Source organism: Fictibacillus sp. 18YEL24, from assembly GCF_015903855.1.
Classification (GTDB): Bacteria; Bacillota; Bacilli; order Bacillales; family Fictibacillaceae; genus Fictibacillus; species Fictibacillus phosphorivorans_C.
Genome location: NZ_JACZDT010000012.1, coordinates 1 through 23,357, shown reverse-complemented (window position 1 = coordinate 23,357; position 23,357 = coordinate 1). Strand labels below are relative to the sequence as shown.

The window sequence follows — 23,357 nt, the reverse complement described above, 5'->3', positions numbered from 1 at the left end:
AGCAGAATTGAAGGGGCTGTTTTTAAGCAAGCTTTTCACACAGCTTGTTCTATTCTCTTTTGATGTTTCATACATTTGTATGGAATAGAGGAGGGGAATGTATGGACCAACGATATGATCTGAATGGATATAATCAAAAAGTGAGCACACCCAACCACGATGTAAGAATGATAGGAAGAAAGAATCTAGAGATTACAGGTGTTAAGCAAGTAGAAAGTTTTGATAATGAAGAGTTCTTGCTTGAGACAACAATGGGCTTTTTAGCGATCCGCGGGACAAACTTGAAGATGAAGAATCTTGATGTGGAATCAGGTGTTGTGAATATTGAAGGAAAAGTATTCGATCTTGTTTACCTGGACCAGCAGACCGGTGAAAAGACTAAAGGCTTTTTCGGCAAACTGTTCAAATGACCTTAACCGTACAGTTTGAAACGATGCTTTCTATGGTTTTCATGGGAATCTGGATCGGGATGGCTGTCGATACGTACAGCCGATTCATCCATGAAAAACGAAAGTGGCATTGGCTACATTTTTTTAATGATCTGATGTTTTGGCTGGTACAGGCTTTGCTGGTCTTTTATGTCCTTTTACACGTAAATCACGCGGAGATTCGATTTTACATTTTTATTGCTCTCATTTGCGGTTATGCGGCGTACCGAGCACTTTTTGAACGAATCTATAAAAAGATACTTGAGTGGATGGTATCGGCGGTCGCCTCACTTTTTCGTTTTTTATACCGTTTACTTAACTCTTTAATCGTTATGCCGATAAAATGGTTAATTATGCTCATATCCGCTATTCTTTTATATGTACTTAACATCTTGCGGAAAATTATTATGGTACTATTCATGATTCTTTTTTCTCCTTTTAAGTGGGTTGGAAGACTCATATGGCGTTTCATACCAAAGCAAAAATGGTATAATTTAAAAGAGAAATATTCAAAATTAAAAGGGTTTTTCATTTCTGCGAAGAATAAAGTCAGCAATTGGAAGGGAAAAAAGAAGTAAAGGAGGGGAACAGCGAACAAATGCGCCAGAAAAAAATAACAGAGATTCACTCACAATACATCCAGAATAAAGAGCGTCATGAGCAAGTGATCGCTAAACGTAAGCGTGGTTTATACAGGCGCTTAACGGGGGCTTTTATCGTATTTTCCTTTTTTGCTTTTTTAATTATTACGGGTATTGCAGAACAGCTCTCCCTTTTAAATGAAAAACAGATGGAACAAAAAGAATTAAGCGACGAATACAAAGCTCTTTTAGAAGAAAAGGCACAACTTAAAGATGAAGTGAATAAACTAAAAGACGAAGAATACATTGGAGAAATCGCCAGACGCGACTTTTTTATGTCAAAACCTGGTGAAACAATCTTTAAACTTCCAGAATAAAGCATTAAGCGTAGATTGACACGCAGATTTTTTCGATTGTATAATAAGTAATGATATCTTAGGAGATTTTTTAAGGAGGAGCATTTTTTGCATGTCAATAGAAGTAGGCAGCAAGTTGCAAGGTAAAGTTACTGGGATTACTCATTTTGGAGCGTTTGTAGAGCTGCCAGGGGGTACAACAGGACTCGTGCATATTAGCGAAGTTGCGGATAATTACGTAAAGGACATCAACGAATTTCTTAAAGTTGGTGATCAAGTCGAAGTTAAGGTTATGAGCGTCGAAAAGGACGGGAAGATCGGTTTATCTATCAAGAAAGCAAAAGAGAATGTTGCATCTACTAGTAGACCAGCTCCTGCAAGAGGCGGATTTAACAAATCTCGCAAAGGTCCTAACCGAGGCGGTAACAACCATTCAACGGCATTATCTTTTGAGGATAAGATGAACAAATTCCTTAAAGATAGTGAAGATCGACTCACTACTTTAAAGCGTAGTACTGAATCAAAAAGAGGTGGCCGCGGCGGCCGAAGAGGATAATTGTTGCATTTTTAATGCTCATTCATCTATATATGGCTAGCACTCTATTCTTGAAGAATAGAGTGCTTTTTTGTTTTCGAGTACGTTACTTCAAGAAGGTGAAAGTGGTTGATTTCCGTTCCAGGTTTCTTCGCTTTCCGCGGGGCGACCGGTGAGCCCCTTGCCGCTTTGCGCCCTTAAGGGTCTCACCTGACCGCTCGTCCCGCAGGAGTCTCGAACCTTGCACTCCAACCAACCTTCAGAGAAGAAAGAGAATTGATAGAAAACAACCATTACAAGGATGATTATCCTGATCAACAAATCTCCACTCATAATGTATTAAAAGAGGATAACAAAAAACTTTTTCGACAAATTTCAAAAGAACCGTTGACAGAGTACCCGGATAGATGTAATATACTACTTGTGTCTTTTACAAATGGCGGTGTAGCTCAGCTGGCTAGAGCGTACGGTTCATACCCGTGAGGTCGTGGGTTCGACTCCCTCCGCCGCTACCATTTTTAATTTTGACATCTACATACAAACGTACAAGAGTATCCGTCAGCGGGTGCTCTTTTTTTGTTTCAATCCCCATCAAAATTATTTTAAACATCTATCCCTTTATATTTTTCTTCATAATTCTCCTTAATAACTTCAAAAATGAAAATTCCTTTTCTCTTTTTGCAAGAATGTTGTCCGCTTTTGCTCTTCTTTCGTGAAATAGTGGAGAAGTCCGTCGATAAGTTTTTAAAACCTTAACTGCTCTTTTGACAAAATCTTTGTTCTAAACCTGTTTATAATGGTTACACAAATTGGAAACGGGTGGTGTATGGGATGTGGCAGAAGGTGGAACAAGAAGTACTCGAACCGATTAGAGGAATGGTCTGGGTAGAAAAAGGTCAGCAGGCAGTAACGAAGACGAGTAAGAGATGGCTTCAGATTTTGAACCAGAGCATTTTTAACTGGAGAATGCTGTTGTTTGGAATTGGTTTTTTGTTAGGACGAGCTATGATTCTAGCTGAGATGTCTCCCTTTGCTTTACCATTTGCGGCTAGTGTGTTCGTTTTGAGAAAAGAACGGACAGGCATTGCTGTCTTTGCGATCTTGGCAGGAGCGATGTCGCATCAACCGATGAACGCTTTGTTCTTTATAAGTGCTCTACTTGTCTATGCAAGCCTGCAAAAAGGAGCAGACCTGTTCATAAAGAATCGGATGCAAAGTCTTCCGCTATTGGTCTTTGGTTCTTCCTTAATCACGCGAACTGTGTTCTCTTTGTTTGGGGAAGGAGGATTAGAGCGGGTCGATACGATGCTTGCGCTAGTTGAAGGAGGATTGAGCTTAGTCCTTACGTTAATCTTTTTACAAAGCATACCGCTATTAACGAATAAAAAGATACCTCAATCGTTAAAAAACGAAGAGATTGTTTGCTTGATGATTCTTCTTGCTTCTGTCATGACCGGAACGATCGGCTGGCAGATCAATGATGTTGCCGTAGAACATGTTGTTTCACGTTACTTAGTATTGTTGTTTGCTTTTGTGGGAGGCGCTGCGATCGGTTCTACTGTTGGTGTTGTTACAGGTCTGATCCTAAGCCTCGCGCAAGTGGCAAGTCTTTCTCAAATGAGCTTATTAGCTTTCTCTGGACTGCTCGGCGGTCTTTTAAAAGAAGGTAAACGGTTCGGTGTAAGTCTTGGGCTTATCATCGGAACCGTCATGATCGGTTTATATGGTGAGGGGAGATCAGAGATCACATCCACATTGATGGAATCAGGGTTTGCTGTTCTGCTCTTCCTATTAACACCTAAGACTGCGATCAGCAACATTTCAAAATATGTACCAGGCACAAGAGAACATTCGATGCATCAGCAACAATATTTGAAGAAGATTCGCGACGTGACCGCGAGTCGCGTTGAGCGATTCTCAAGCCTTTTCCAAGCTCTATCCCATTCGTTTCAATCGGTAGGTTCATCGTTAAATGAGGAAGAGAGCACACGTGAAGTGGATCTTTTCCTAAGCAACATTACAGAAAAAACGTGCCAGACTTGTTTTAAGAAGGAACAGTGCTGGGCACAGAATTTTACAACGACTTACGACCTGCTGACCAGGTTGATGGTCGAGCAAGAAGATTATAGTGATATTAAGGATCGAAAATTAAAGCGAGATTGGGAAAAACATTGCATAAAGCCTGAAAAGATAACAGATCTCATGAAAAAAGAACTAACGCAATACCGAGCTTCTCAAAAATTGAAGATTCAAGTGCAGGAAAGCCGTCGTTTAGTTGCTGATCAGCTGATGGGCGTTTCACAAGTGATGGGCGATTTCGCAAAAGAGATACAGCGGGAGCAAGAGAACCACCAAATTCAAGAAGAGCAGATCAAAGACTCTTTGGCTCAAGCGGGAATTGATGTTGGTCATGTGGATATTTACAGTCTGGAAACGTCTAATGTCGATATTGAAATGACGATTCCTTCTTGCAACGGATCAGGAATCGCTGAGAAGCTGATCGCACCGATCTTATCCGACATATTGGAAGAGACGATTCTCGTGACGCATGAAGATTGCGCAAACTATCCGACTGGCTTCTGTCATCTATCCTTTCATTCAGCGCGAGAATATGTAGTTGAAACAGGAATTGCTTCAGCAGCCAAAGGGGGAGCGTGGCTTTCGGGGGATAGCCATTCGACGATAGAGATTGGCGCTGGGAAGTTCGCTGTTGCGATTGCAGATGGGATGGGTAACGGAGAACGAGCGTTCATTGAAAGCAATGAAACACTGCAGCTTCTGCAAAAAATTCTTCAGTCCGGAATTGAAGAAGAAGTTGCCATTAAGTCAGTCAACTCTGTGCTCTCGTTACGTACAACAGATGAGATTTTCTCTACGCTGGATCTTGCGATGATCGATCTGCAAGATGCTTCTGCTAAATTCTTAAAGATTGGTTCAACGCCGAGTTTTATTAAACGCGGAGACCAGATCAAAACAGTGGAAGCGAGCAACCTGCCGATGGGCATCATCCGAGATTTTGATGTCGACGTTGTTGATGAACAGCTTAAAGCAGGAGACATCCTCATCATGATGAGTGATGGAATCTATGAGGCTCCACGTCATATCGAAAATATTGATGCGTGGCTGAAGCGAAAGATCAGAGAGATTGATACCGAAGATCCGCAAGAGATAGCAGATCTGATCATGGAAGAAGTGATTCGTTCAGGAAATAACGGAATCGAGGATGATATGACGGTCGCTGTAACAAAGATCGAAAAGAACATTCCAAAGTGGGCAACTGTTCCACAATATCCGAAAGTAGCGATCAATCGAAAGAAAGCTCAATAGTTTATGAGAATAAGAGGCCGTTCTTTTCTTTGGAAAAGAGCGGTCTTTTTTTATTTGTAGTCTTTTTGTGGTGCGAGCTCGCATTTGTAAGTGGACAGTATTTTGGCAGAAGTGGACAGTAAAATTTAAAAAGTGGACAGTAAATAATGAAAACTGGACAGTATTTATGTATAAGTGGACAGTATTCCCGCTCCGACTTCATTTAGCGATTATGTATTGCGGTCTTTTCTCTGTATAAACCACCGCTTTCTTGACGAAGATGGTAATAGTTAAAATTCGTACTTGAGAGGGGTTAGCGTTATGCGAAACAAAGGAACGCTGCGTCAAATTTTGCTGATTACAGATGGGTGCTCGAACCAAGGTGAAGATCCGATCGCAATGGCGGCACTTGCTAACGAACAAGGAATAGCTGTAAACGTTATTGGTGTACTGAATGAGAATGCACCAGAGTATCATAGACAGGGTTTAAAAGAAGTAGAAGAGATCGCGATGGCCGGCGGCGGCATAAGTCAGGTTGTTTATACGAAACAACTCGCACAAACGGTGAAAATGGTCACTCAAAAAGCAATGGCCCAAACGATAAAAGGTGTTGTTAACGCAGAGCTGCAACAGATACTTGGAAGTCAGTCTACCATGGAAGATCTTCCGCCAGACAAACGAGGAGAAGTTATTGAAGTTGTCGATGAGATGGGAGAGACCATGAACCTTGAGATCTTAGTTTTGATTGATGCCTCTGGATCCATGGAAGACAAGATGCTAACGGTTCAAGAGTCTCTGCTTGATCTCTCTATATCGTTGAATTCGAGAATTGGAGATAACGAGTTTGCACTCTATGTTTTTCCGGGCAAAAGAACAGAGGCAGAAGAACTTTTAAACTGGTCGTCAAAACTAGAATCGATCGGCAAAACATTTTCAAAGATTTCACTTGGCGGGATCACACCGACAGGTCCTGCGATAAAAGAGGCTATAGCGGCTTTTGGCCGTAAACGATCGTCAAAAAGGAGATTCTTGTCCGATGATGCCCCAGGATATACGAACGAGTCCGGTATGTAACTTAGCAGTTGGTGATGAAATACGCGGTAAGTGGAATCACTCCAGATATCGGATTCGGCGCCGTTTAGGTTATGGAGCAACAGGTGCCGTCTATTTAGCTGATTCAGATCGAGGAGTGGTTGCTCTTAAGATCGGGCATGATCAGATGTCGATCACATCTGAAGTAAATGTACTGAAGCGTTTTTCTAAGGTCCAGGGGAAAGTCCTTGGACCTTCTTTAATCGATGTCGATGACTGGGTGACAAAAACTGCCACATACCCTTTTTATGCGATGGAGTATTTAAAAGGAGAGACGCTCTTTGACTTTATGAAGACAAAATCTCCAGAATGGGCAGGAATCTTGCTCGTACAGTTACTAACAGATCTTCATACCCTCCATCAGGCGGGATGGGCGTTCGGTGATTTGAAACCTGACAACCTGCTTGTCACGGGCCCACCTTACCGAATCCGCTGGATTGATGTTGGAGGAACGACTGTGATGGACAGGTCGATCAAAGAATACACAGAGTTCTATGATCGAGGATATTGGAGTAAGGGAACAAGAAAAGCAGAGCCATCGTATGATCTGTTCTCAGCGGGTATGGTGATGGTGAATCTAGCTTATCCTTCACGTTTTACGAAAAACGGAGATCCCGATAAACAGTTTCAGTCTAAAATAGCAGGCAGTCCGATGCTTAAGCCGTACGCGCCTATCTTACAAAAAGCGTGGAACGGCAAATATCGCAATGCAGAAGAGATGAGAAACGAGCTCGTTCTTTTATTGAACGCTAACGATAAAGCAAAAGCTCCTCAAACACAGAGGAATTCAACACAAAAACCAACATCAAGACAAGCGCAAAAGAAAAAGAAAAGCAGCTTTATCGTAGAAACATTTTTAGTCTTCACGTTTGTTTTCGTTGTGTACTTTTTTTACATGCTCGGTCAAACGATGTAAATAGTGTTCGTTCCTGCAATTCTTTGTTATGATTTTAAAAGGTTAGATTAGATATTTAAATGAAGGAGCGGTTCACGTTGCAGGAAGTGGAGAATTTTATTAAAAGACACCAGCTTCTTTCAGCTCCTCAAACTGTAGTGATCGGTGTTTCCGGAGGACCAGATTCTTTGGCATTGCTGCATTTTTTATGGAGAAGGTCTTCGTATTATAAAATTAAGATCGTCGCTGCCTCATTCGATCATCGCTTAAGGGGTGACGAGTCGGCATCAGAACTCGCGTATGTTAAGAGCTTTTGTGACGAGCGGAATATTACTTTTGAAGGTGATAGCGTAGATGTTGCAAGCTATCAAGCAGAACATAACTTGTCTTTACAAACTGCTGCTAGGATCTGCAGGTACAATTTTTTTGAGAACGTGATGAAAAAACACCGTGCAGAGGCGCTGGCGCTCGCGCATCATGGCGACGATCAAGTAGAAACGATGCTCATGAGGATGACGAGGGGCAGCGAAGGATTAAGTTCCGCTGGCATCCCGGTGAAACGTCCTTTTGCTACAGGGAAAATAATTCGTCCTTTTTTAGGAATAACAAAAGACCAAATCGAGCATTATTGTAAAGTAGAAAACCTGTTTCCCGTTTACGATTCAAGCAATGAAAGTGATAAATATGTTCGGAATCGCTTCAGAAAAAAAATTCTGCCTTTTTTAAAACAGGAAAACCCTAACGTACATGAAAGATTTCAGTATTTAAGTGAAACTATTTCCGAAGATGAAGCGTATATATTGAAACTGGCTGAAATAGAGTTAGAAAAGGTTTTAATCAGGCGAACAGAGGGGAAAATAGAGTTATCTGTATCTGCTTTTAACAAGATGCCTATTCCTTTACAAAAAAGAGGGATTACACTAATATTGAACTATCTGTATAAAATTAATCCTTCATCTCTTTCCTCTGTACATAAGGAAAACTTTCTTAGTTTGCTCGGAAGTGAGCATCCGTCCGGAATGTTGCATTTTCCGTCAGGTTTAGTAGTCAGCCGAACTTATGACAGATGTTTGTTAAGTTTTGAGCATATCGTCAAAAATAACGAAGAGTCTTATGACTTTTCACTAGAGCTGCCCGGTTTTGTAGAATTGCCGAATGGACGTATAACTGCTGAAATAACAGATTGTGAACCCGCTTTACAAAGAGGAAAAGATGTTTTTGTGTTTTCAATGAAAGAGGTTGATCTCCCGTTACGAGTTCGCACCCGAAAACCAGGTGACCGGATGGCGATTGCCGGCGTCGGTTCTCGGAAATTAAAAGATATATTTATTGATGCTAAAGTGCCGCAGGAAGAAAGAAACGTTTGGCCGATTGTTGTTGATGCAACCGGTAAGATTATTTGGCTTCCAGGGCTAAAACACATTAGACGTCATCAAATAAATCCATCAGAACTTTGGGTTATCCTACGCTTTCATAAAAAATCGCCATGACGTCTAGGAGGCTTGTTGAACATGCATGATGAAATTTTAGAAACACTTATTTCCGAAGAAGCTATTCAAAACAAGATTAAAGAACTTGGTAAAGAGCTTTCTGTGGAATATAAGGAACGCTTTCCATTGGTGGTCGGGGTTTTAAAAGGTGCTCTACCTTTTATGGCAGACTTGATCAAACGTATGGATATCCATCTTGAGATCGATTTAATGGCAGTTTCCAGCTATGGTGCATCTACCGTTTCTTCTGGTCAAGTTAAAATTGTTAAAGATTTAGATACTTCCTTAGAAGGTCGAGACGTTATCATTGTAGAAGATATTATTGACAGTGGTTTAACGCTCAGCTATCTCGTTCAACTGTTTAAGGCACGCAAAGCAAAATCGGTTAAGATCGTTACTTTGCTTGATAAGCCTACAGGACGTAAGGTTGATATCGCTCCAGATCTTGCTGGCTTCATCGTTCCTGATGCTTTTGTTGTTGGTTATGGATTGGACTACATCGAGAGATACCGTAACTTGCCTTACATTGGCGTTTTAAAGCCAGAGATTTACGAAAAGAAAGAATAGAACACCGCATAAGATTTGATTGTTCGCCTAAGGAGGTAAGGAATGAATCGCATCTTCCGTAATACTATATTTTATTTATTAATCTTTTTAGTTGTGGTTGGAGTTGTCAGCTTTTTTAACGGCAACAACAACGAAGTCAAAGAAATTCGTTATGATCAGCTGACTAAGTACATCGAATCAGGCAAAGTGGAAAGCATCGTTTACCAGCCTGAGGGTGGCGTATATGTTGTCCGCGGTCAGCTTGAAGGCGCAAAAGAAGGAGAAGTATTCCAAACGAATGCTCCTCTAACTGGCAACACATTGGCTGAGATTGAAAAGCTTGCTGATTCATCAAATGTTGAGTTTAAACAGCAAGAACAAACGAGTGGCTGGGTGACGTTCTTCACCTCAATAATTCCGTTTGTCATTATCTTTATCTTATTCTTCTTCTTGCTTAACCAAGCGCAAGGCGGCGGAAGCCGAGTAATGAACTTTGGTAAGAGTAAAGCTAAGCTTTATAACGAAGAAAAGAAAAAGGTTACCTTTAAAGACGTAGCTGGTGCTGATGAAGAGAAACAAGAGCTTGTTGAAGTTGTTGAATTCTTAAAAGATCCGCGTAAATTCTCTGCGCTAGGTGCGCGTATTCCAAAAGGTGTTCTTTTAGTAGGACCTCCGGGTACTGGTAAAACACTTCTTGCACGTGCAGTAGCAGGAGAAGCAGGCGTTCCGTTCTTCTCGATCTCAGGTTCTGATTTCGTAGAGATGTTCGTCGGTGTCGGTGCATCACGTGTTCGTGACTTGTTTGAAAATGCTAAGAAAAACGCACCATGTATCATCTTCATCGATGAGATTGATGCGGTAGGTCGTCAGCGTGGAGCTGGTCTTGGCGGAGGTCATGACGAGCGTGAGCAGACACTTAACCAATTGCTAGTTGAAATGGATGGTTTCGGTGCTAATGAAGGAATTATCATTATCGCAGCTACCAACCGTGCTGATATTCTAGATCCAGCCCTTCTTCGTCCGGGACGTTTTGACCGTCAGATTCCGGTTAACCGCCCAGATGTAAAAGGACGTGAAGAAGTACTTCAAGTGCATGCGCGCAATAAGCCGCTTGCAGAAGACGTTAACTTGAAAACGATCGCGATGCGCACTCCAGGTTTCTCTGGTGCGGATTTAGAAAACTTATTGAATGAAGCAGCTTTAGTTGCTGCCCGTACGAATAAGAAAAAGATCGATATGGATGACGTTGATGAAGCGATCGACCGCGTTATTGCAGGACCTGCGAAAAAGAGCCGTGTGATTTCCGAAAAAGAAAAGAACATTGTTGCTTATCATGAAGCTGGTCACACTGTTATCGGTTTAGTTCTTGAAGGAGCTGACACTGTTCATAAAGTTACCGTTGTCCCTCGTGGTCAAGCAGGTGGTTACACAGTAATGCTTCCGAAAGAAGATCGTTACTTTATGACAAAACCTGAATTAGAAGATAAGATCGTTGGACTTCTTGGAGGCCGTGTGGCTGAAGAGATTACGTTCCAAGAAGTAAGTACGGGAGCTCATAATGACTTCCAGCGTGCGACTGGAATTGCTCGCCGCATGGTAACCGAGTTTGGTATGAGTGAACGCCTAGGGCCGATGCAATTCGGTTCATCACAAGGCGGTCAAGTCTTCTTAGGAAGAGACTTCAATAACGAGCAAAACTATAGTGATGCAATCGCGCATGAGATCGATTTAGAAGTTCAGCGTATCATCAAAGAATCTTACGAGCGTTGCCGTCAGATCCTTACTGAACATAATTCTAAGTTAGAAATCATCGCTCAAACATTGTTAACTGTAGAAACGCTTGATGAAGAACAAATCAAAGAACTCGTTAAAACAGGTAAACTACCTGACAGAAAAACGATTTCTAACCCATCTGATGATGTTAAAGTAACACTTAACAAAAAAGATGTAGAACCAAAACAAGATTAATTTTTAAAAGGACACCTCAGAGATGAGGTGTCCTTTTTTGTATTACTTTTTGCTTTTGAAAGTAGTTGATTTCCGCTCCAGGTTGCTCGCTTTCCATGGGGCGACCGGTGAGCCCCTTGCCGCTTCGCGCCTTTAAGGGTCTCACCTGACCGCTTCAAGGTTTGTATCCTGCTCCTGCGTCTACATGTAATGCTTTCGTAGTAAGCTTCCTCGTCGCATGCCTTGCAGGTAAGTTTTTCATGTGGCAGGCAGGCTACCTTCCGCTACAATCAACTTGTCAATGAAGATAATGTAAAAACATCCATAAGCAACAACCCTTTAGGAAACATCTTTTTAAAAAAGTTTAACTCTTATGATTTCGTTTTTTGTCCTTTATCTTCAAGGATAAGCCATACGAGTGAATGATTTAATACTAGAGAGGCAGCGGGTATTTGGGATTGTTTTGTTCTTTCCCTTCACTGACAGGTGGATTGGAGTGAAAGGTAGGAGACTCCTGCGGGACAGGCGGGCGGGTGAGACACTTATACGTGAAACGTACGAATGTGGCTCACCGCCTGCCCCGCGGAAAGCGAGTACCTGTAACGTAAATCAACCCTTTCAAATAACACCTTGAATCAGCGAAACTCTCCTCAATAAGCCGCCTTGCTTTACTCCTATACGTTTTATGTTATAACTATTATAGAAACTTAAGATAAGAAGCGGGGACAAATTCCATGATTTTTGTGTTTGATGTCGGAAATACGAATATTGTTTTAGGACTCTACGAGAATGATGAACTGAAACATCATTGGAGAATTCATACATCACGTGAAAAAACAGAAGATGAGTATGGCATGCTGATACTCGATCTGTTCCGCCACGTTAATATTCATAAAGAGCAGATAGAAGGTATCATTATATCTTCGGTTGTTCCACCAATCATGTTCGCCTTAGAGCGTATGTGTGTGAAATATTTTAACCAGCGTCCATTAGTAGTGGGACCTGGTATTAAGACAGGGTTGAATATTAAATATGAAAACCCAAGAGAAGTAGGAGCAGACCGAATTGTTAACGCAGTTGCTGCTATTCACGAATATGATGCACCGCTTATCATCGTTGATTTTGGTACAGCTACTACGTATTGTTATATCAATGAAAACAAACAGTATATGGGTGGAGCGATCGCGCCGGGTATCAACATTTCTACAGAGGCTCTTTATACGAAAGCTGCCAAGCTGCCGCGTATTGAGATTGCTAAGCCTGAAGGTGTGATCGGAAAGAATACGGTGAACGCGATGCAAGCGGGTATTCTCTATGGATATGTAGGACAAGTAGAGGGTATTGTAAAAAGGATGAAAGAACAGTCTGACGTTGAACCAAAAGTAATTGCAACCGGCGGACTTGCGAATTTAATTGCAGCGGAAAGCAACGTGATCGATCACGTTGATCCATTTTTAACATTAAAAGGTCTATTGCTGATATACGATAAAAATAAAAATGGTTAAAGGGTGAGTTTCAATGAATGATTATTTAATTAAAGCCCTTGCTTATGATGGGCAGATCCGTGCTTATGCGATCTCTTCTACTGAGATGGTAAGTGAAGGACAAAGAAGACACGATACATGGCCGACAGCTTCGGCTGCTTTAGGAAGAGCTATGACTGCATCGACCATGATGGGTATGATGCTAAAAGGTGAAAACAACAGCATAACGGTGAAGATTGAAGGCGGCGGTCCAATCGGAGTGATCATCGTAGATAGCAATACAAAAGGTGAGACACGTGGTTATGTAACGAATCCTCATACTCACTTTGAACTGAACAGCAAAGGAAAGCTGGATGTAGCAAGGGCGGTAGGGAAAGACGGATATCTATCAGTTCTAAAAGATATCGGAATGCGCGAAAAGTTCACAGGACAAGTGCCGATGGTTTCTGGTGAACTAGGAGAGGACTTTACGTATTACTTTGCTTCTTCTGAACAGGTGCCTTCTGCAGTAGGTGTTGGCGTTCTTGTGAATCCGGACAATTCGATCAAAGCATCAGGTGGTTTTATCGTACAAGTGATGCCGAATGCTTCGGATGCAATCGTTGATTTACTCGAAGAAAGAATCAACGCGATTCCTCCGATTTCTCGATTGATCGAAAAAGGGATGACACCGGAAGAAATTTTATTTGAACTTTTAGGAGAAGACCAAGTCCAAATTCTTGAGAAGTCTCCTGTGCGTTTTCAGTGTACATGCTCACATGAGCGTTTTGGACAGGCGATCGTAAGTCTGGGTGAACAAGAAATCTCAGATATTATAGAAGAAGACGGCCAAGCCGAAACAAACTGTCAATTCTGTAACGCCACTTATATCTTTACAAAAGAAGAACTTCAAACCTTGCTGGATCAAGCAAAAGCGTAAACCCGGACTTCGCTCCGGGTTTTGTTTTATACATGAAATAAAAAATTCTGCGTACCATTGTAAGAGATGATTTTCGTATGCAATAAAATTGACAGAGTATTTCCAGGGTTGCTACAATTAATCCAATAAAAATACTCGGTTTTAGGAGTGATGGCAAATGGCAAGAGTGGCACAATCAATCACAGATCTGATCGGTCAAACGCCGGTAGTGAAATTGAATCGCATCACATCAGAGGATATGGCAGATGTTTACCTGAAGTTAGAGTTCATGAATCCGGGAAGCAGTGTAAAAGACCGTATCGCATTAGCGATGATTGAAGATGCAGAGAAAAGCGGAAAATTAAAAGCAGAAGATACGATTGTTGAACCGACAAGTGGTAACACAGGAATTGGTTTAGCGATGGTTGCTGCAGCAAAAGGATACAAAACGGTTCTTGTCATGCCTGAAACGATGAGTTTAGAAAGAAGAAATCTTTTGAGAGCTTATGGAGCGGACCTTGTCCTAACCCCTGGACCTGAAGGAATGGGCGGAGCGATTAGAAAAGCTGAAGAACTAGCAAAAGAAAAAGGTTACTTCATGCCACAGCAGTTTAAGAATGAAGCAAACCCTGCCATCCATCGAAATACGACAGGTCAAGAGATCGTTTCACAATTCCCAGACGGTCTAGACGCATTCGTATCTGGAATCGGCACAGGCGGAACAATAACAGGTGCAGGTCAGGTCTTAAAAGAAAAATATCCAGAGATTAAGATCTATGCGGTTGAACCGACTGATTCTCCTGTATTATCTGGTGGAAAACCGGGACCGCACAAGATACAAGGAATCGGCGCAGGTTTTGTGCCGGATATTTTAAAAACAGACATCTACGATGAAGTTTTAACCATCTCAAACGATGAAGCTTTCGAATGGGCGAGAAAAGCGGCGCGTGAAGAAGGGCTTTTAGGCGGTATTTCTTCTGGTGCAGCCATATCAGCAGCATTAAAAGTTGCTAAGAAGCTTGGCAAAGGCAAAAAAGTTTTAGCCATCATTCCAAGTAACGGGGAACGTTACTTAAGTACCCCACTGTACCAATTTGAAGATTAATTCTTTTAGTGAGCTCCCTTTCTGGGGGCTTTTTTTGTTAAGGGTGGGGGTATTTGACGGGTTGGGATCGTCGAACTTTGTCAACTCGCCGGAATAAATCTAAAATTTCCTGAATTATAGCTGAGATTTCATGAATTATCGACGTGTATACCCCACTCCGTTTTACCTAAAATCTGTTATAGGTCCAGAAAGTCTATTAAATTTGGTGTCTTAATTCCTCAGAACCATTCCTTTAGTTAATTTTGTTCTTTTATAAGAGCTTTTTTCTAAAACAATCGTCGCTTTTTCAACACTACACAAGGTCATCATCTCTTAAGACTATTAAAGTGGAGATAATACCCATGTAAATGCAGGAAATTAGGAGAAAGGTGTGCCAAAGTGAAACACCTCATGTACAATGTAAGCAGAAGATTTTTGGGAGAGTGACCGTATGGGGATGAACAAAAAATGGCATGTCATGCATTCATGTATACCTCTAACTAAAGAAGAGTGGTTCTACAAATACAAATCATTAGCAGCAACTGAACCTCGCCACGTTTTGCTGGAGAGCGGAAGAACTGGAAAGTATAGCATTATCGGTCTGTCACCGTTTGCTGAAGTCACTGGCAAACATGACGTTCTAACAATCAAAACAGATGAGGGCTCAACTACACGTAAAGGCCCGATATATGAGCAGTTTCAGAACTGGTTTAAAGACTTTGATGTGGAGCAAGTAGAAGGATTGCCAGACTTTACGGGTGGAGCTATCGGTTATTTGAGCTATGATCTGACGCGCGAGTTTGAAAAACTGCCTGTAACTTCAGAAGATGATCTTGGTCTTCCGGATTTATACTTTTTGCTGTTTAAAGATGTGTTTGTTTATGAACATGAAACAAGTATGTTGTGGATTATAACGTTGACTGAAGATAAGGATGACTCTTATAGCATAGACAAGCTGCGAGCTTACAAAGAAATGTGGGAAGCGCCTCTATCTGCTACTACAGAAGTGGATCAAGAGATTCAGAACTATTCCATTGAAGATTTTAAACACGTTTCTATGACTGAGGATGTTTTTGTAGAAGCGGTTAAAAAGATTCAAAGATATATTTCTGATGGTGATGTATTTCAAGTGAATCTTTCTGTTCGTCAGTCAAAGGCTCTACGAACAACTCCTTTAAACGTTTATGAAGAATTAAGAAGAATCAACCCATCTCCATATATGAGTTACTTAGAAACACCAGACTTTCAGCTTGTTAGTGCATCACCTGAACTTTTGGTGAAGAAGAAAGGTGACCTGATCAGCACGCGTCCGATCGCGGGAACACGACCGCGAGGCAGAACAGAGGAAGAAGATATCGAGCTTGCAAACACGCTGATCGAAAATGAGAAAGAACGAGCAGAGCATGTGATGCTCGTCGATCTTGAACGAAACGACCTTGGTAAAGTTTCGGTTTATGGCAGTGTGAATGTCGATGAGTTCATGGTGATCGAAAGGTATTCACACGTGATGCACATTGTCTCGAATGTGGTTGGAACATTAAGGCCGGAGTTTGATGCGTTCGATTGCATTAAAGCGACATTCCCGGGCGGTACGATCACGGGCGCTCCAAAAGTTAGAACGATGGAGATCATCGAAGAGTTAGAGCCTGTTCGTAGAGGTGTGTACACTGGAAGTATCGGCTGGATCGGTTTTAACGGCGATACGGAAATGAATATCGCAATTCGGACGATGGTATGTCAAAATGAAACTGCACACGTTCAAGCGGGTGCGGGTATCGTTATTGACTCTATACCTGAAAGTGAGTACAAGGAAAGTCTAAAAAAAGCAGAGGCGCTGTGGCGTGCCAAAGAGCAAAGTGAGCTCGGGTCAATTTTGGTATAAGACAGCACATGAGAGGAGATGAGACGAGATGATTTTAATGATTGATAACTACGATTCTTTTACGTACAACCTCGTTCAGTATTTAGGTGAGATGGGTGAGGAGTTAGTCGTAAAACGAAATGATGAGATAACGATTCAAGAGATTGAACAACTAAATCCCGATTTCTTAATGATTTCTCCGGGACCGTGTTCTCCGAATGAAGCAGGTATCTCCCTAGAAGCGATCTCGCATTTTGCAGGAAAGATACCGATTTTCGGAGTTTGCTTAGGTCATCAGTCGATCGCGCAAGTGTTCGGCGGAGACGTGGTACGTGCAGAGCGATTGATGCATGGTAAAGTGTCCCCTGTTCTTCATGACGGGAAGACGGTTTATAACGGACTTCCGCAAGAATTTCCTGCAACACGCTATCATTCATTGATCGTAAAAAGAGAAACACTGCCTGAATGCTTTGAGATTTCTTCTTGGACAGATGAAGGAGAGATCATGGGCATTCGCCACAAAGAGCTTCCGATCGAAGGGGTTCAATATCATCCGGAGTCCATACTAACGGAAGATGGAAAGAAATTGTTAAGAAATTTTATTGATTTTTATAAAGGCAAGGAAGTTACATGTACATCTATTTAAACGGAAAAGTAGTTTCCAAAGATGAAGCTATGATCTCACCTTATGATCATGGCTTCATGTATGGTTTAGGGGCGTTTGAAACATTCAGAACGTATGATGGTTTTCCTTTTTTAATACAGGAACACTTGAACCGTCTAAGTGAAGCGTTAGACGAATTGAATATTAATCTTGTTCTTGATGCAGATACAGTTATAGAGATGGTGAATACCCTTATATCTAAGAATAAGATGAATGATGCTTATTTTAGACTTAATGTATCTGCAGGCGTAGGTGATATCGGATTACAGACAGATTCATATGAGGAACCTGTCGTTATTTTGTACACAAAGCCGCTCGTTGAAACAAGTTCAGTTTCTGAAAAAGAGCTGGTTCTACTCAAAACAAGACGCAATACGCCAGAAGGTGAGAAACGGCTGAAATCCCACCACTATTTAAACAGCATATTGGGCAAAAGAGAGCTTTCTAACATGAATCAAGAAGGTATTTTCCTGACTCAAGAAGGCTATATCTGTGAAGGAACCGTATCAAACCTCTTTTGGTACAAAGATAACAAGCTCTATACTCCTCACACGTCCACTGGAATTTTAGAGGGGATTACAAGAAATTGGGTCATGCATGCATCAAAACGGTTGAACATTCCTCTAGAAACGGGGAACTATACTATTGAGACTTTAACGGAAGCGGATGAAGTTTTCCTTACGAACTCAATACAAGAGCTCGTTCCAGTCAGTCATTTTCAAGATACAACGTTTCTTGGAGCTGAAGGTGAAGCGTATCAGAAGTTTAGAGAGCTCTACATGAAACATACGAAGAAACAATATCGAAGTATTTGATGTTTTTTGAAAGGATAGATTCTCCATGCACGAGATGATGCTAAGGCAGCAAAAAATGAACTGCGGTGAGTACGTACTTGATTTTTCAAAAAAAACATATGTGATGGGCATTCTTAATGTGACACCAGATTCGTTTTCCGATGGCGGACATCACAACCGGATCGAACAGGCGATCTCTCATGCGAAGCAGATGGTGAAGGACGGCGCTGATATGATTGACATCGGCGGAGAGTCCACTAGACCTGGTGCAGAGAAAGTGCCGCTCGAACAAGAGCTCGAACGTGTGATTCCTGTAATAGAAGCTTTAAGAAAGGAAGTAAACGTTCCTTTATCGATTGATACGTATAAAGCAGAAACTGCTTATCAAGCGATAAAAGCAGGTGCTCATATCATTAATGATGTATGGGGAGCTAAATTTGATCCAGATATGCCGAGGGTGATGGCGGAAACGAATGTGCCGGTCATTCTCATGCATAACCGATTTGATACGAACTACCAAGGATTCATGCCAGATGTAATCGCTGATCTAGAGCATAGTATTGCGATTACGGTTAAGGCAGGCGTTAACCCTGATAACATCATTTTAGATCCAGGTGTTGGTTTTGTTAAGACGTTCGAACAAAACCTTGAAACGATTCGGCGACTGAATGAAATTGTGCAGATGGGCTATCCTGTCTTATTAGGAACTTCACGTAAATCGATGATCGGAAAAGCACTCGATCTGCCCGTTGAAGAGCGAGTAGAAGGAACAGGTGCTACAGTTTGCCTTGGGATTGAACGCGGTTGTTCGATCGTTCGCGTTCATGATGTAAAAGAAATGAGCAGAATGACGAAGATGATGGACATCATGCTCAAAAAAGGAGCGGTGTCTCATGGATAAAATGTATGTGAACGGTATGAGGTTCTATGGCTATCATGGTGTGTTTAATGAAGAGCAAAAGCTTGGACAGCGTTTTAATGTGGACGTAGTATTATCAATGGACCTTTCCCAAGCTGGACTGTCCGATGAACTAAACAATACAGTTAATTATGGAGAAGTATACGGAGCGGTTAAAGAAATCGTAGAAGGTGAGCCGGTCAAGCTTTTAGAAACATTGGCTGAAGCGATTTCAGGCTCCATCCTTAGCAAGTTTATGCTGGTGGATGAAGTGGTGGTCAAAGTAATCAAACCAGATCCTCCGATTCCTGGACATTATGAATCGGTAGCTGTGGAGATCACAAGGGGACGGGTATAGATGGACGGTAACAATATTGTATATCTTTCTGTAGGCTCTAATATGGGAGATAGAGAGGGACTGCTTAACCAAGCCATTTCTTTATTAGAAGAGTTTGATGACATTAGTATCGAATCCGTCTCTTCGATTTATGAGACAGATCCTGTAGGTGTGACGGATCAGCCATTATTCTTAAATTTAGCATTAAAACTCAAAACCACCCTTTCTCCACAGGCGCTTTTGAGTAAACTGCAAGACGTAGAGTTGAAACTAGACCGGAAAAGGGTTCAAAAATGGGGACCGCGAACAATAGACCTTGACATTTTATTGTATAATAGTGTAAGTATACAGACGGAAGAGTTAACGATTCCGCACCCACGTATGCTTGAAAGGGCGTTTGTTCTCATACCTCTATGTGAAATTGCTCCAGATGATATTTACCCGGAGAATTCAATTTCGTTACATCAAGTCCTTTGCGAACAAAGAGATAAAGAAGGTGTACGCATATGGAAGAAGACCGACTGGGAAGACGCATCCGTGCGTTCAGAAAGTTAAAAGGCTACACCCAAGAACAGCTTGCTAAAGACATCGGAATCTCAGTTTCGGTTCTAGGTGAGGTGGAAAGGGGCAGCCGAAAGCCTAAAGGGGATCTGATTAAAAGAATAGCAGATCAATTCAGCATTAACGTAGAAGAATTACAATAAGTAATCGATATATAAAGCCTGTAAGAGGAACGAGGTGATAGTTAACTTGAAGATCGGTGATATTCATTTAAAGAACCCGGTAGTTCTAGCGCCAATGGCCGGTGTGTGTAATCCTGCTTTCCGATTGATCGCTAAAGAGTTCGGAGCGGGGCTCGTCTGCGCAGAGATGGTAAGTGACAAAGGGATTCTGCATGAGAACGAAAGGTCTTTAAAGATGCTTTATGTAGATGAACGCGAAAAACCACTTAGTCTGCAGATATTTGGAGGCGAGCGTGAATCGTTAGTGGCTGCAGCTAAATACGTCGATAAAAATACGAACGCAGACATTATTGATATCAATATGGGTTGCCCGGTTCCTAAAATCACTAAATGTGATGCAGGAGCAAAGTGGCTGCTTGACCCAGATAAGATTTATGAGATGGTAGCAGCTACGGTTGATGCAGTTCAGAAACCGGTAACTGTAAAAATGCGTATCGGTTGGGATGAAGATCACATCTATGCTGTTAAGAATGCACAAGCGGTTGAACGTGCTGGCGGAGCCGCTGTTGCTGTTCACGGCCGTACGCGTGTTCAGATGTATGAAGGAGTAGCGGATTGGGACATCATTGGTGAAGTGAAGAAGAACGTATCTATTCCGGTTATCGGTAATGGTGATATCTCTTCTCCTCAAGAAGCGAAAGATCGCATGGATCAATACGGTGTTGACGGAGTTATGATCGGAAGAGCTGCACTTGGCAACCCATGGATGCTTTATCGAACTGTTCAATATCTAGAGAACGGAATCATTGCGCCTGAACCTACTGCGCGTGAAAAGATGAACATCTGCATGCTTCATATGGATCGTTTAATCGATCTTAAAGGTGAAGATGTTGCTGCAAGAGAGATGAGGAAGCATGCTGCTTGGTACCTTAAAGGCTTGCCTCAAACTGGTTCTGTTCGAAACGAGATTAACCAGATGACTACTCGTGAAGAGATGAGTAAACTATTGTTTGGGTATGTTGATCAATTAGAAGAAGTACAAAAAATCAGCTAACACCAGCAACATACAGCCAGATCATCAGATGACTGGCTGTTGTTTGCTTAATAACAACAGATTCAGCATCCGGTGTTTTTCTTTATTATAATGGAGGAGGAATAGCTTATGGCTATGCTCAAACTCACCCAAGAAGGCACCAGGAATCTTGAAAAAGAACTACAATACCTATCAAAACGTAAAAAGGAATGCCGAAACACAGCAGAAAAGGAATTCATTCATACGCGGGTGTCTGAGATAAAAGATATTTTAGCTCAATCTATCACATGGCCGATGGTTAGAGAAGCGGGCTGTTATGTAGAACCCGGCTCTACTATTACAATTGAAGATACCTTTCATAAAGAACGGTACACATATACGATTGTCCATCCATTTGAAGCTGATCCCCGTGAAAACATGATCTCGGTGCAATCCCCCATCGCAAAAGCTGCGATTGGAAAAACGATTCACTCAACTTTAACTGTACGTGTTCCTTTCGGCGAAGATTTAACTTATACCATACTTGATATTCAAAACTGCTAAAAGCTAGGAGTGTTCCCATGAGCCAAGAAGTAGAATTAAATGATTTGCTTCGTGTTAGAAGAGAAAAGTTAACTGCATTAACGGAAAAAGGAGTAGATCCTTTCGGTACAAAGTTCGACCGTACACATACTGCAGCAGATCTTGTTGCAGAATACGGAGAAAAAGAAAAAGAAGAACTTGATAATGAAGAGATTTCAGTTACTCTCGCTGGTCGCATTATGACAAAACGCGGAAAAGGGAAAGCTGGATTTGCTCATATTCAAGATTTATCTGGAAAGATCCAGATCTATGTAAGATTAGATGCTGTTGGTGATGAGCAATACGAACTATTCAATACGATTGATATCGGTGACTGGGTAGGGGTAACAGGACTTGTCTTTAAAACGAAAGTAGGAGAACTTTCTATTAAAGCGAAGGATTTTCAGTTACTAACCAAATCCCTGCGTCCACTTCCTGATAAGTTTCATGGACTAAAAGATGTTGAACAGCGCTACCGTCAACGTTATGTGGACCTGATCATGAACCCGGAAGTAAAAGATACGTTTATTTCTCGTTCTAAGATCATCCGTTCTATGCGCCGCTATTTAGATGACAATGGATATTTAGAAGTAGAAACGCCTACTATGCATTCCATTCCTGGTGGAGCATCTGCTCGTCCGTTCATCACGCATCATAATGCACTCGATATGGAGCTTTACATGCGGATTGCTATCGAGCTTCACCTTAAGCGTCTAATCGTAGGTGGACTTGAGAAGGTATACGAGATCGGTCGCGTATTCCGTAATGAAGGAGTATCAACTCGTCATAATCCGGAATTTACGATGATCGAGCTGTATGAAGCATACGCTGATTACCTCGATATCATGGAATTAACTGAGAACTTGGTCGCGCACATCGCAGAAGATGTATTAGGCACAACAACAGTTACGTACGGAGACTATGAAGTAGATCTTAAGCCGCGTTGGAAAAGAGTACACATGGTCGACGCGATTAAAGAAGCAGCTGGCGTAGACTTCTGGCCTGAAATGACAGACGAAGAAGCTCGTGCTCTAGCTAAAGAACATAATGTACCTGTAAAAGACAACATGTCATATGGTCATGTTGTAAATGAATTCTTTGAACACTTTGTAGAAGAAAAACTAATTCAGCCTACATTCGTGTACGGTCATCCAGTTGCGATCTCACCTTTAGCGAAGAAGAATCCTGAGGATCCTCGCTTTACTGATCGTTTTGAGCTATTTATTGTCGGTCGTGAGCATGCCAACGCATTCTCTGAGCTGAATGACCCAATCGATCAGCGTGAACGTTTTGAAGAGCAACTGAAAGAACGTGCTGAAGGTAATGACGAAGCGCATATGATGGACGAAGATTTTGTAGAGGCACTTGAATATGGTATGCCTCCTACAGGTGGACTAGGAATCGGAATCGATCGTCTAGTGATGCTGTTAACAAACTCACCATCTATCCGAGACGTTCTCCTTTTCCCACAAATGCGTCACTCTGAAAAATAATTAAGTCTAAAAAGCCAGCTGCGTGCTGGCTTTTTGATTTTATGGAGATGTAAGTATAGGAATTAACAAAAAGAGTATCATAATGAAGGTGTTATTTATTGATTACCATATCACTATATCTTGTATAAAGTAGGACGCGCGATCGCTGTATCTTGTATAAGCTTTAAATACTGGATAAAAGCGTATATAAAAGTTATCTTTTTTTCTTAAAAACTATTGTACAAGAGCGAAAATGATGGTATATTATTCTTCGTCGCAAGGAATACTGACATGTTGATGAGCTTCACATAAACGATTAAAAGTTTTTGAAAAAAGCTGTTGACAACGAGGGTTGCGACATGGTAATCTAATAAAGTCGCCAAAACGAGCGGCTAACAAAAACGAAACAAAA

General features: G+C 41.6%; 23 protein-coding genes and 1 tRNA gene. All 24 read left to right on the top strand.

From position 1 onward, the window contains the following. Positions 1 to 101: 101 nt before the first annotated feature. A complete protein-coding gene (yabP, locus tag HU823_RS21340) occupies positions 102 to 410 on the top strand; it encodes a sporulation protein YabP (RefSeq protein WP_066390532.1) in 309 nt (102 codons plus the stop codon). Then, positions 407 to 1,006: a spore cortex biosynthesis protein YabQ gene (gene yabQ, locus HU823_RS21335; RefSeq protein ID WP_144704831.1), complete on the top strand. Its 600-nt coding sequence runs from the start codon at positions 407 to 409 to the stop codon at positions 1,004 to 1,006. The genes yabP and yabQ overlap by 4 nt, the downstream gene beginning before the upstream one ends. 20 nt (positions 1,007 to 1,026) lie before the next feature. After that, entirely contained in the window at positions 1,027 to 1,386 is a 360-nt protein-coding gene (locus HU823_RS21330) for an FtsB family cell division protein (RefSeq protein ID WP_137792161.1), read from the top strand. 91 nt (positions 1,387 to 1,477) lie between these two features. Further along, positions 1,478 to 1,921: a S1 domain-containing RNA-binding protein gene (locus HU823_RS21325; RefSeq protein WP_197223293.1), complete on the top strand. Its 444-nt coding sequence runs from the start codon at positions 1,478 to 1,480 to the stop codon at positions 1,919 to 1,921. Positions 1,922 to 2,338: 417 nt separating this feature from the next. Then, positions 2,339 to 2,415, top strand: a tRNA-Met gene (locus HU823_RS21320). 316 nt (positions 2,416 to 2,731) lie between these two features. Continuing rightward, entirely contained in the window at positions 2,732 to 5,227 is a 2,496-nt protein-coding gene (spoIIE, locus tag HU823_RS21315) for a stage II sporulation protein E (RefSeq protein ID WP_197223292.1), read from the top strand. A 300-nt stretch (positions 5,228 to 5,527) separates the two neighbouring features. Further along, complete coding sequence (locus tag HU823_RS21310; protein WP_144704837.1) at positions 5,528 to 6,280, top strand: vWA domain-containing protein; 753 nt, start codon at positions 5,528 to 5,530, stop codon at positions 6,278 to 6,280. Continuing rightward, the gene (locus HU823_RS21305) at positions 6,243 to 7,214 is read left to right on the top strand and encodes a serine/threonine protein kinase (protein WP_197223291.1); all 972 of its coding nucleotides are present in this window, start codon (positions 6,243 to 6,245) and stop codon (positions 7,212 to 7,214) included. The genes HU823_RS21310 and HU823_RS21305 overlap by 38 nt, the downstream gene beginning before the upstream one ends. Before the next feature lie 86 nt (positions 7,215 to 7,300). After that, entirely contained in the window at positions 7,301 to 8,683 is a 1,383-nt protein-coding gene (gene tilS, locus HU823_RS21300; RefSeq protein WP_370630163.1) for a tRNA lysidine(34) synthetase TilS, read from the top strand. 21 nt (positions 8,684 to 8,704) lie between these two features. Continuing rightward, positions 8,705 to 9,250 (top strand): hypoxanthine phosphoribosyltransferase, encoded by a 546-nt coding sequence (hpt, locus tag HU823_RS21295; protein ID WP_066390553.1) that lies wholly within the window; start codon positions 8,705 to 8,707, stop codon positions 9,248 to 9,250. A 42-nt stretch (positions 9,251 to 9,292) separates the two neighbouring features. Beyond that, positions 9,293 to 11,197 (top strand): ATP-dependent zinc metalloprotease FtsH, encoded by a 1,905-nt coding sequence (ftsH, locus tag HU823_RS21290; RefSeq protein WP_197223289.1) that lies wholly within the window; start codon positions 9,293 to 9,295, stop codon positions 11,195 to 11,197. Between the two features lie 713 nt (positions 11,198 to 11,910). After that, entirely contained in the window at positions 11,911 to 12,681 is a 771-nt protein-coding gene (locus HU823_RS21285; protein ID WP_144704848.1) for a type III pantothenate kinase, read from the top strand. Between the two features lie 13 nt (positions 12,682 to 12,694). Continuing rightward, complete coding sequence (gene hslO / locus HU823_RS21280; RefSeq protein ID WP_144704850.1) at positions 12,695 to 13,579, top strand: Hsp33 family molecular chaperone HslO; 885 nt, start codon at positions 12,695 to 12,697, stop codon at positions 13,577 to 13,579. Positions 13,580 to 13,736: 157 nt separating this feature from the next. After that, complete coding sequence (gene cysK / locus HU823_RS21275; protein ID WP_066390567.1) at positions 13,737 to 14,663, top strand: cysteine synthase A; 927 nt, start codon at positions 13,737 to 13,739, stop codon at positions 14,661 to 14,663. 436 nt (positions 14,664 to 15,099) lie between these two features. Further along, positions 15,100 to 16,524 (top strand): anthranilate synthase component I family protein, encoded by a 1,425-nt coding sequence (locus HU823_RS21270; RefSeq protein WP_197223308.1) that lies wholly within the window; start codon positions 15,100 to 15,102, stop codon positions 16,522 to 16,524. A 28-nt stretch (positions 16,525 to 16,552) separates the two neighbouring features. Continuing rightward, positions 16,553 to 17,149, top strand: coding sequence for an aminodeoxychorismate/anthranilate synthase component II (pabA, locus tag HU823_RS21265; protein WP_144704853.1), 597 nt, complete (start codon positions 16,553 to 16,555; stop codon positions 17,147 to 17,149). Further along, a complete protein-coding gene (gene pabC, locus HU823_RS21260) occupies positions 17,134 to 17,982 on the top strand; it encodes an aminodeoxychorismate lyase (protein ID WP_197223288.1) in 849 nt (282 codons plus the stop codon). Before pabA ends, pabC begins: the two co-directional genes overlap by 16 nt. A gap of 34 nt (positions 17,983 to 18,016) precedes the next feature. Continuing rightward, on the top strand, positions 18,017 to 18,862 hold the full coding sequence (folP, locus tag HU823_RS21255; protein WP_370630162.1) for a dihydropteroate synthase: 846 nt from the start codon (positions 18,017 to 18,019) through the stop codon (positions 18,860 to 18,862). Continuing rightward, positions 18,855 to 19,217 (top strand): dihydroneopterin aldolase, encoded by a 363-nt coding sequence (gene folB, locus HU823_RS21250; protein WP_144704862.1) that lies wholly within the window; start codon positions 18,855 to 18,857, stop codon positions 19,215 to 19,217. Before folP ends, folB begins: the two co-directional genes overlap by 8 nt. After that, positions 19,218 to 19,751 (top strand): 2-amino-4-hydroxy-6-hydroxymethyldihydropteridine diphosphokinase, encoded by a 534-nt coding sequence (folK, locus tag HU823_RS21245; RefSeq protein ID WP_144704865.1) that lies wholly within the window; start codon positions 19,218 to 19,220, stop codon positions 19,749 to 19,751. Continuing rightward, positions 19,703 to 19,900, top strand: coding sequence for a helix-turn-helix domain-containing protein (locus tag HU823_RS21240; protein WP_144704868.1), 198 nt, complete (start codon positions 19,703 to 19,705; stop codon positions 19,898 to 19,900). Before folK ends, HU823_RS21240 begins: the two co-directional genes overlap by 49 nt. A 46-nt stretch (positions 19,901 to 19,946) precedes the next feature. Next, positions 19,947 to 20,933 carry a tRNA dihydrouridine synthase DusB gene (gene dusB, locus HU823_RS21235; protein ID WP_255548993.1) on the top strand — a complete coding sequence of 329 codons (987 nt, stop codon included), beginning with the start codon at positions 19,947 to 19,949 and terminating at the stop codon, positions 20,931 to 20,933. 108 nt (positions 20,934 to 21,041) lie between these two features. Next, positions 21,042 to 21,455, top strand: coding sequence for a GreA/GreB family elongation factor (locus tag HU823_RS21230; protein WP_197223286.1), 414 nt, complete (start codon positions 21,042 to 21,044; stop codon positions 21,453 to 21,455). A 17-nt stretch (positions 21,456 to 21,472) separates the two neighbouring features. Beyond that, positions 21,473 to 22,966 carry a lysine--tRNA ligase gene (gene lysS / locus HU823_RS21225; RefSeq protein WP_197223285.1) on the top strand — a complete coding sequence of 498 codons (1,494 nt, stop codon included), beginning with the start codon at positions 21,473 to 21,475 and terminating at the stop codon, positions 22,964 to 22,966. Positions 22,967 to 23,357 lie beyond the last annotated feature (391 nt).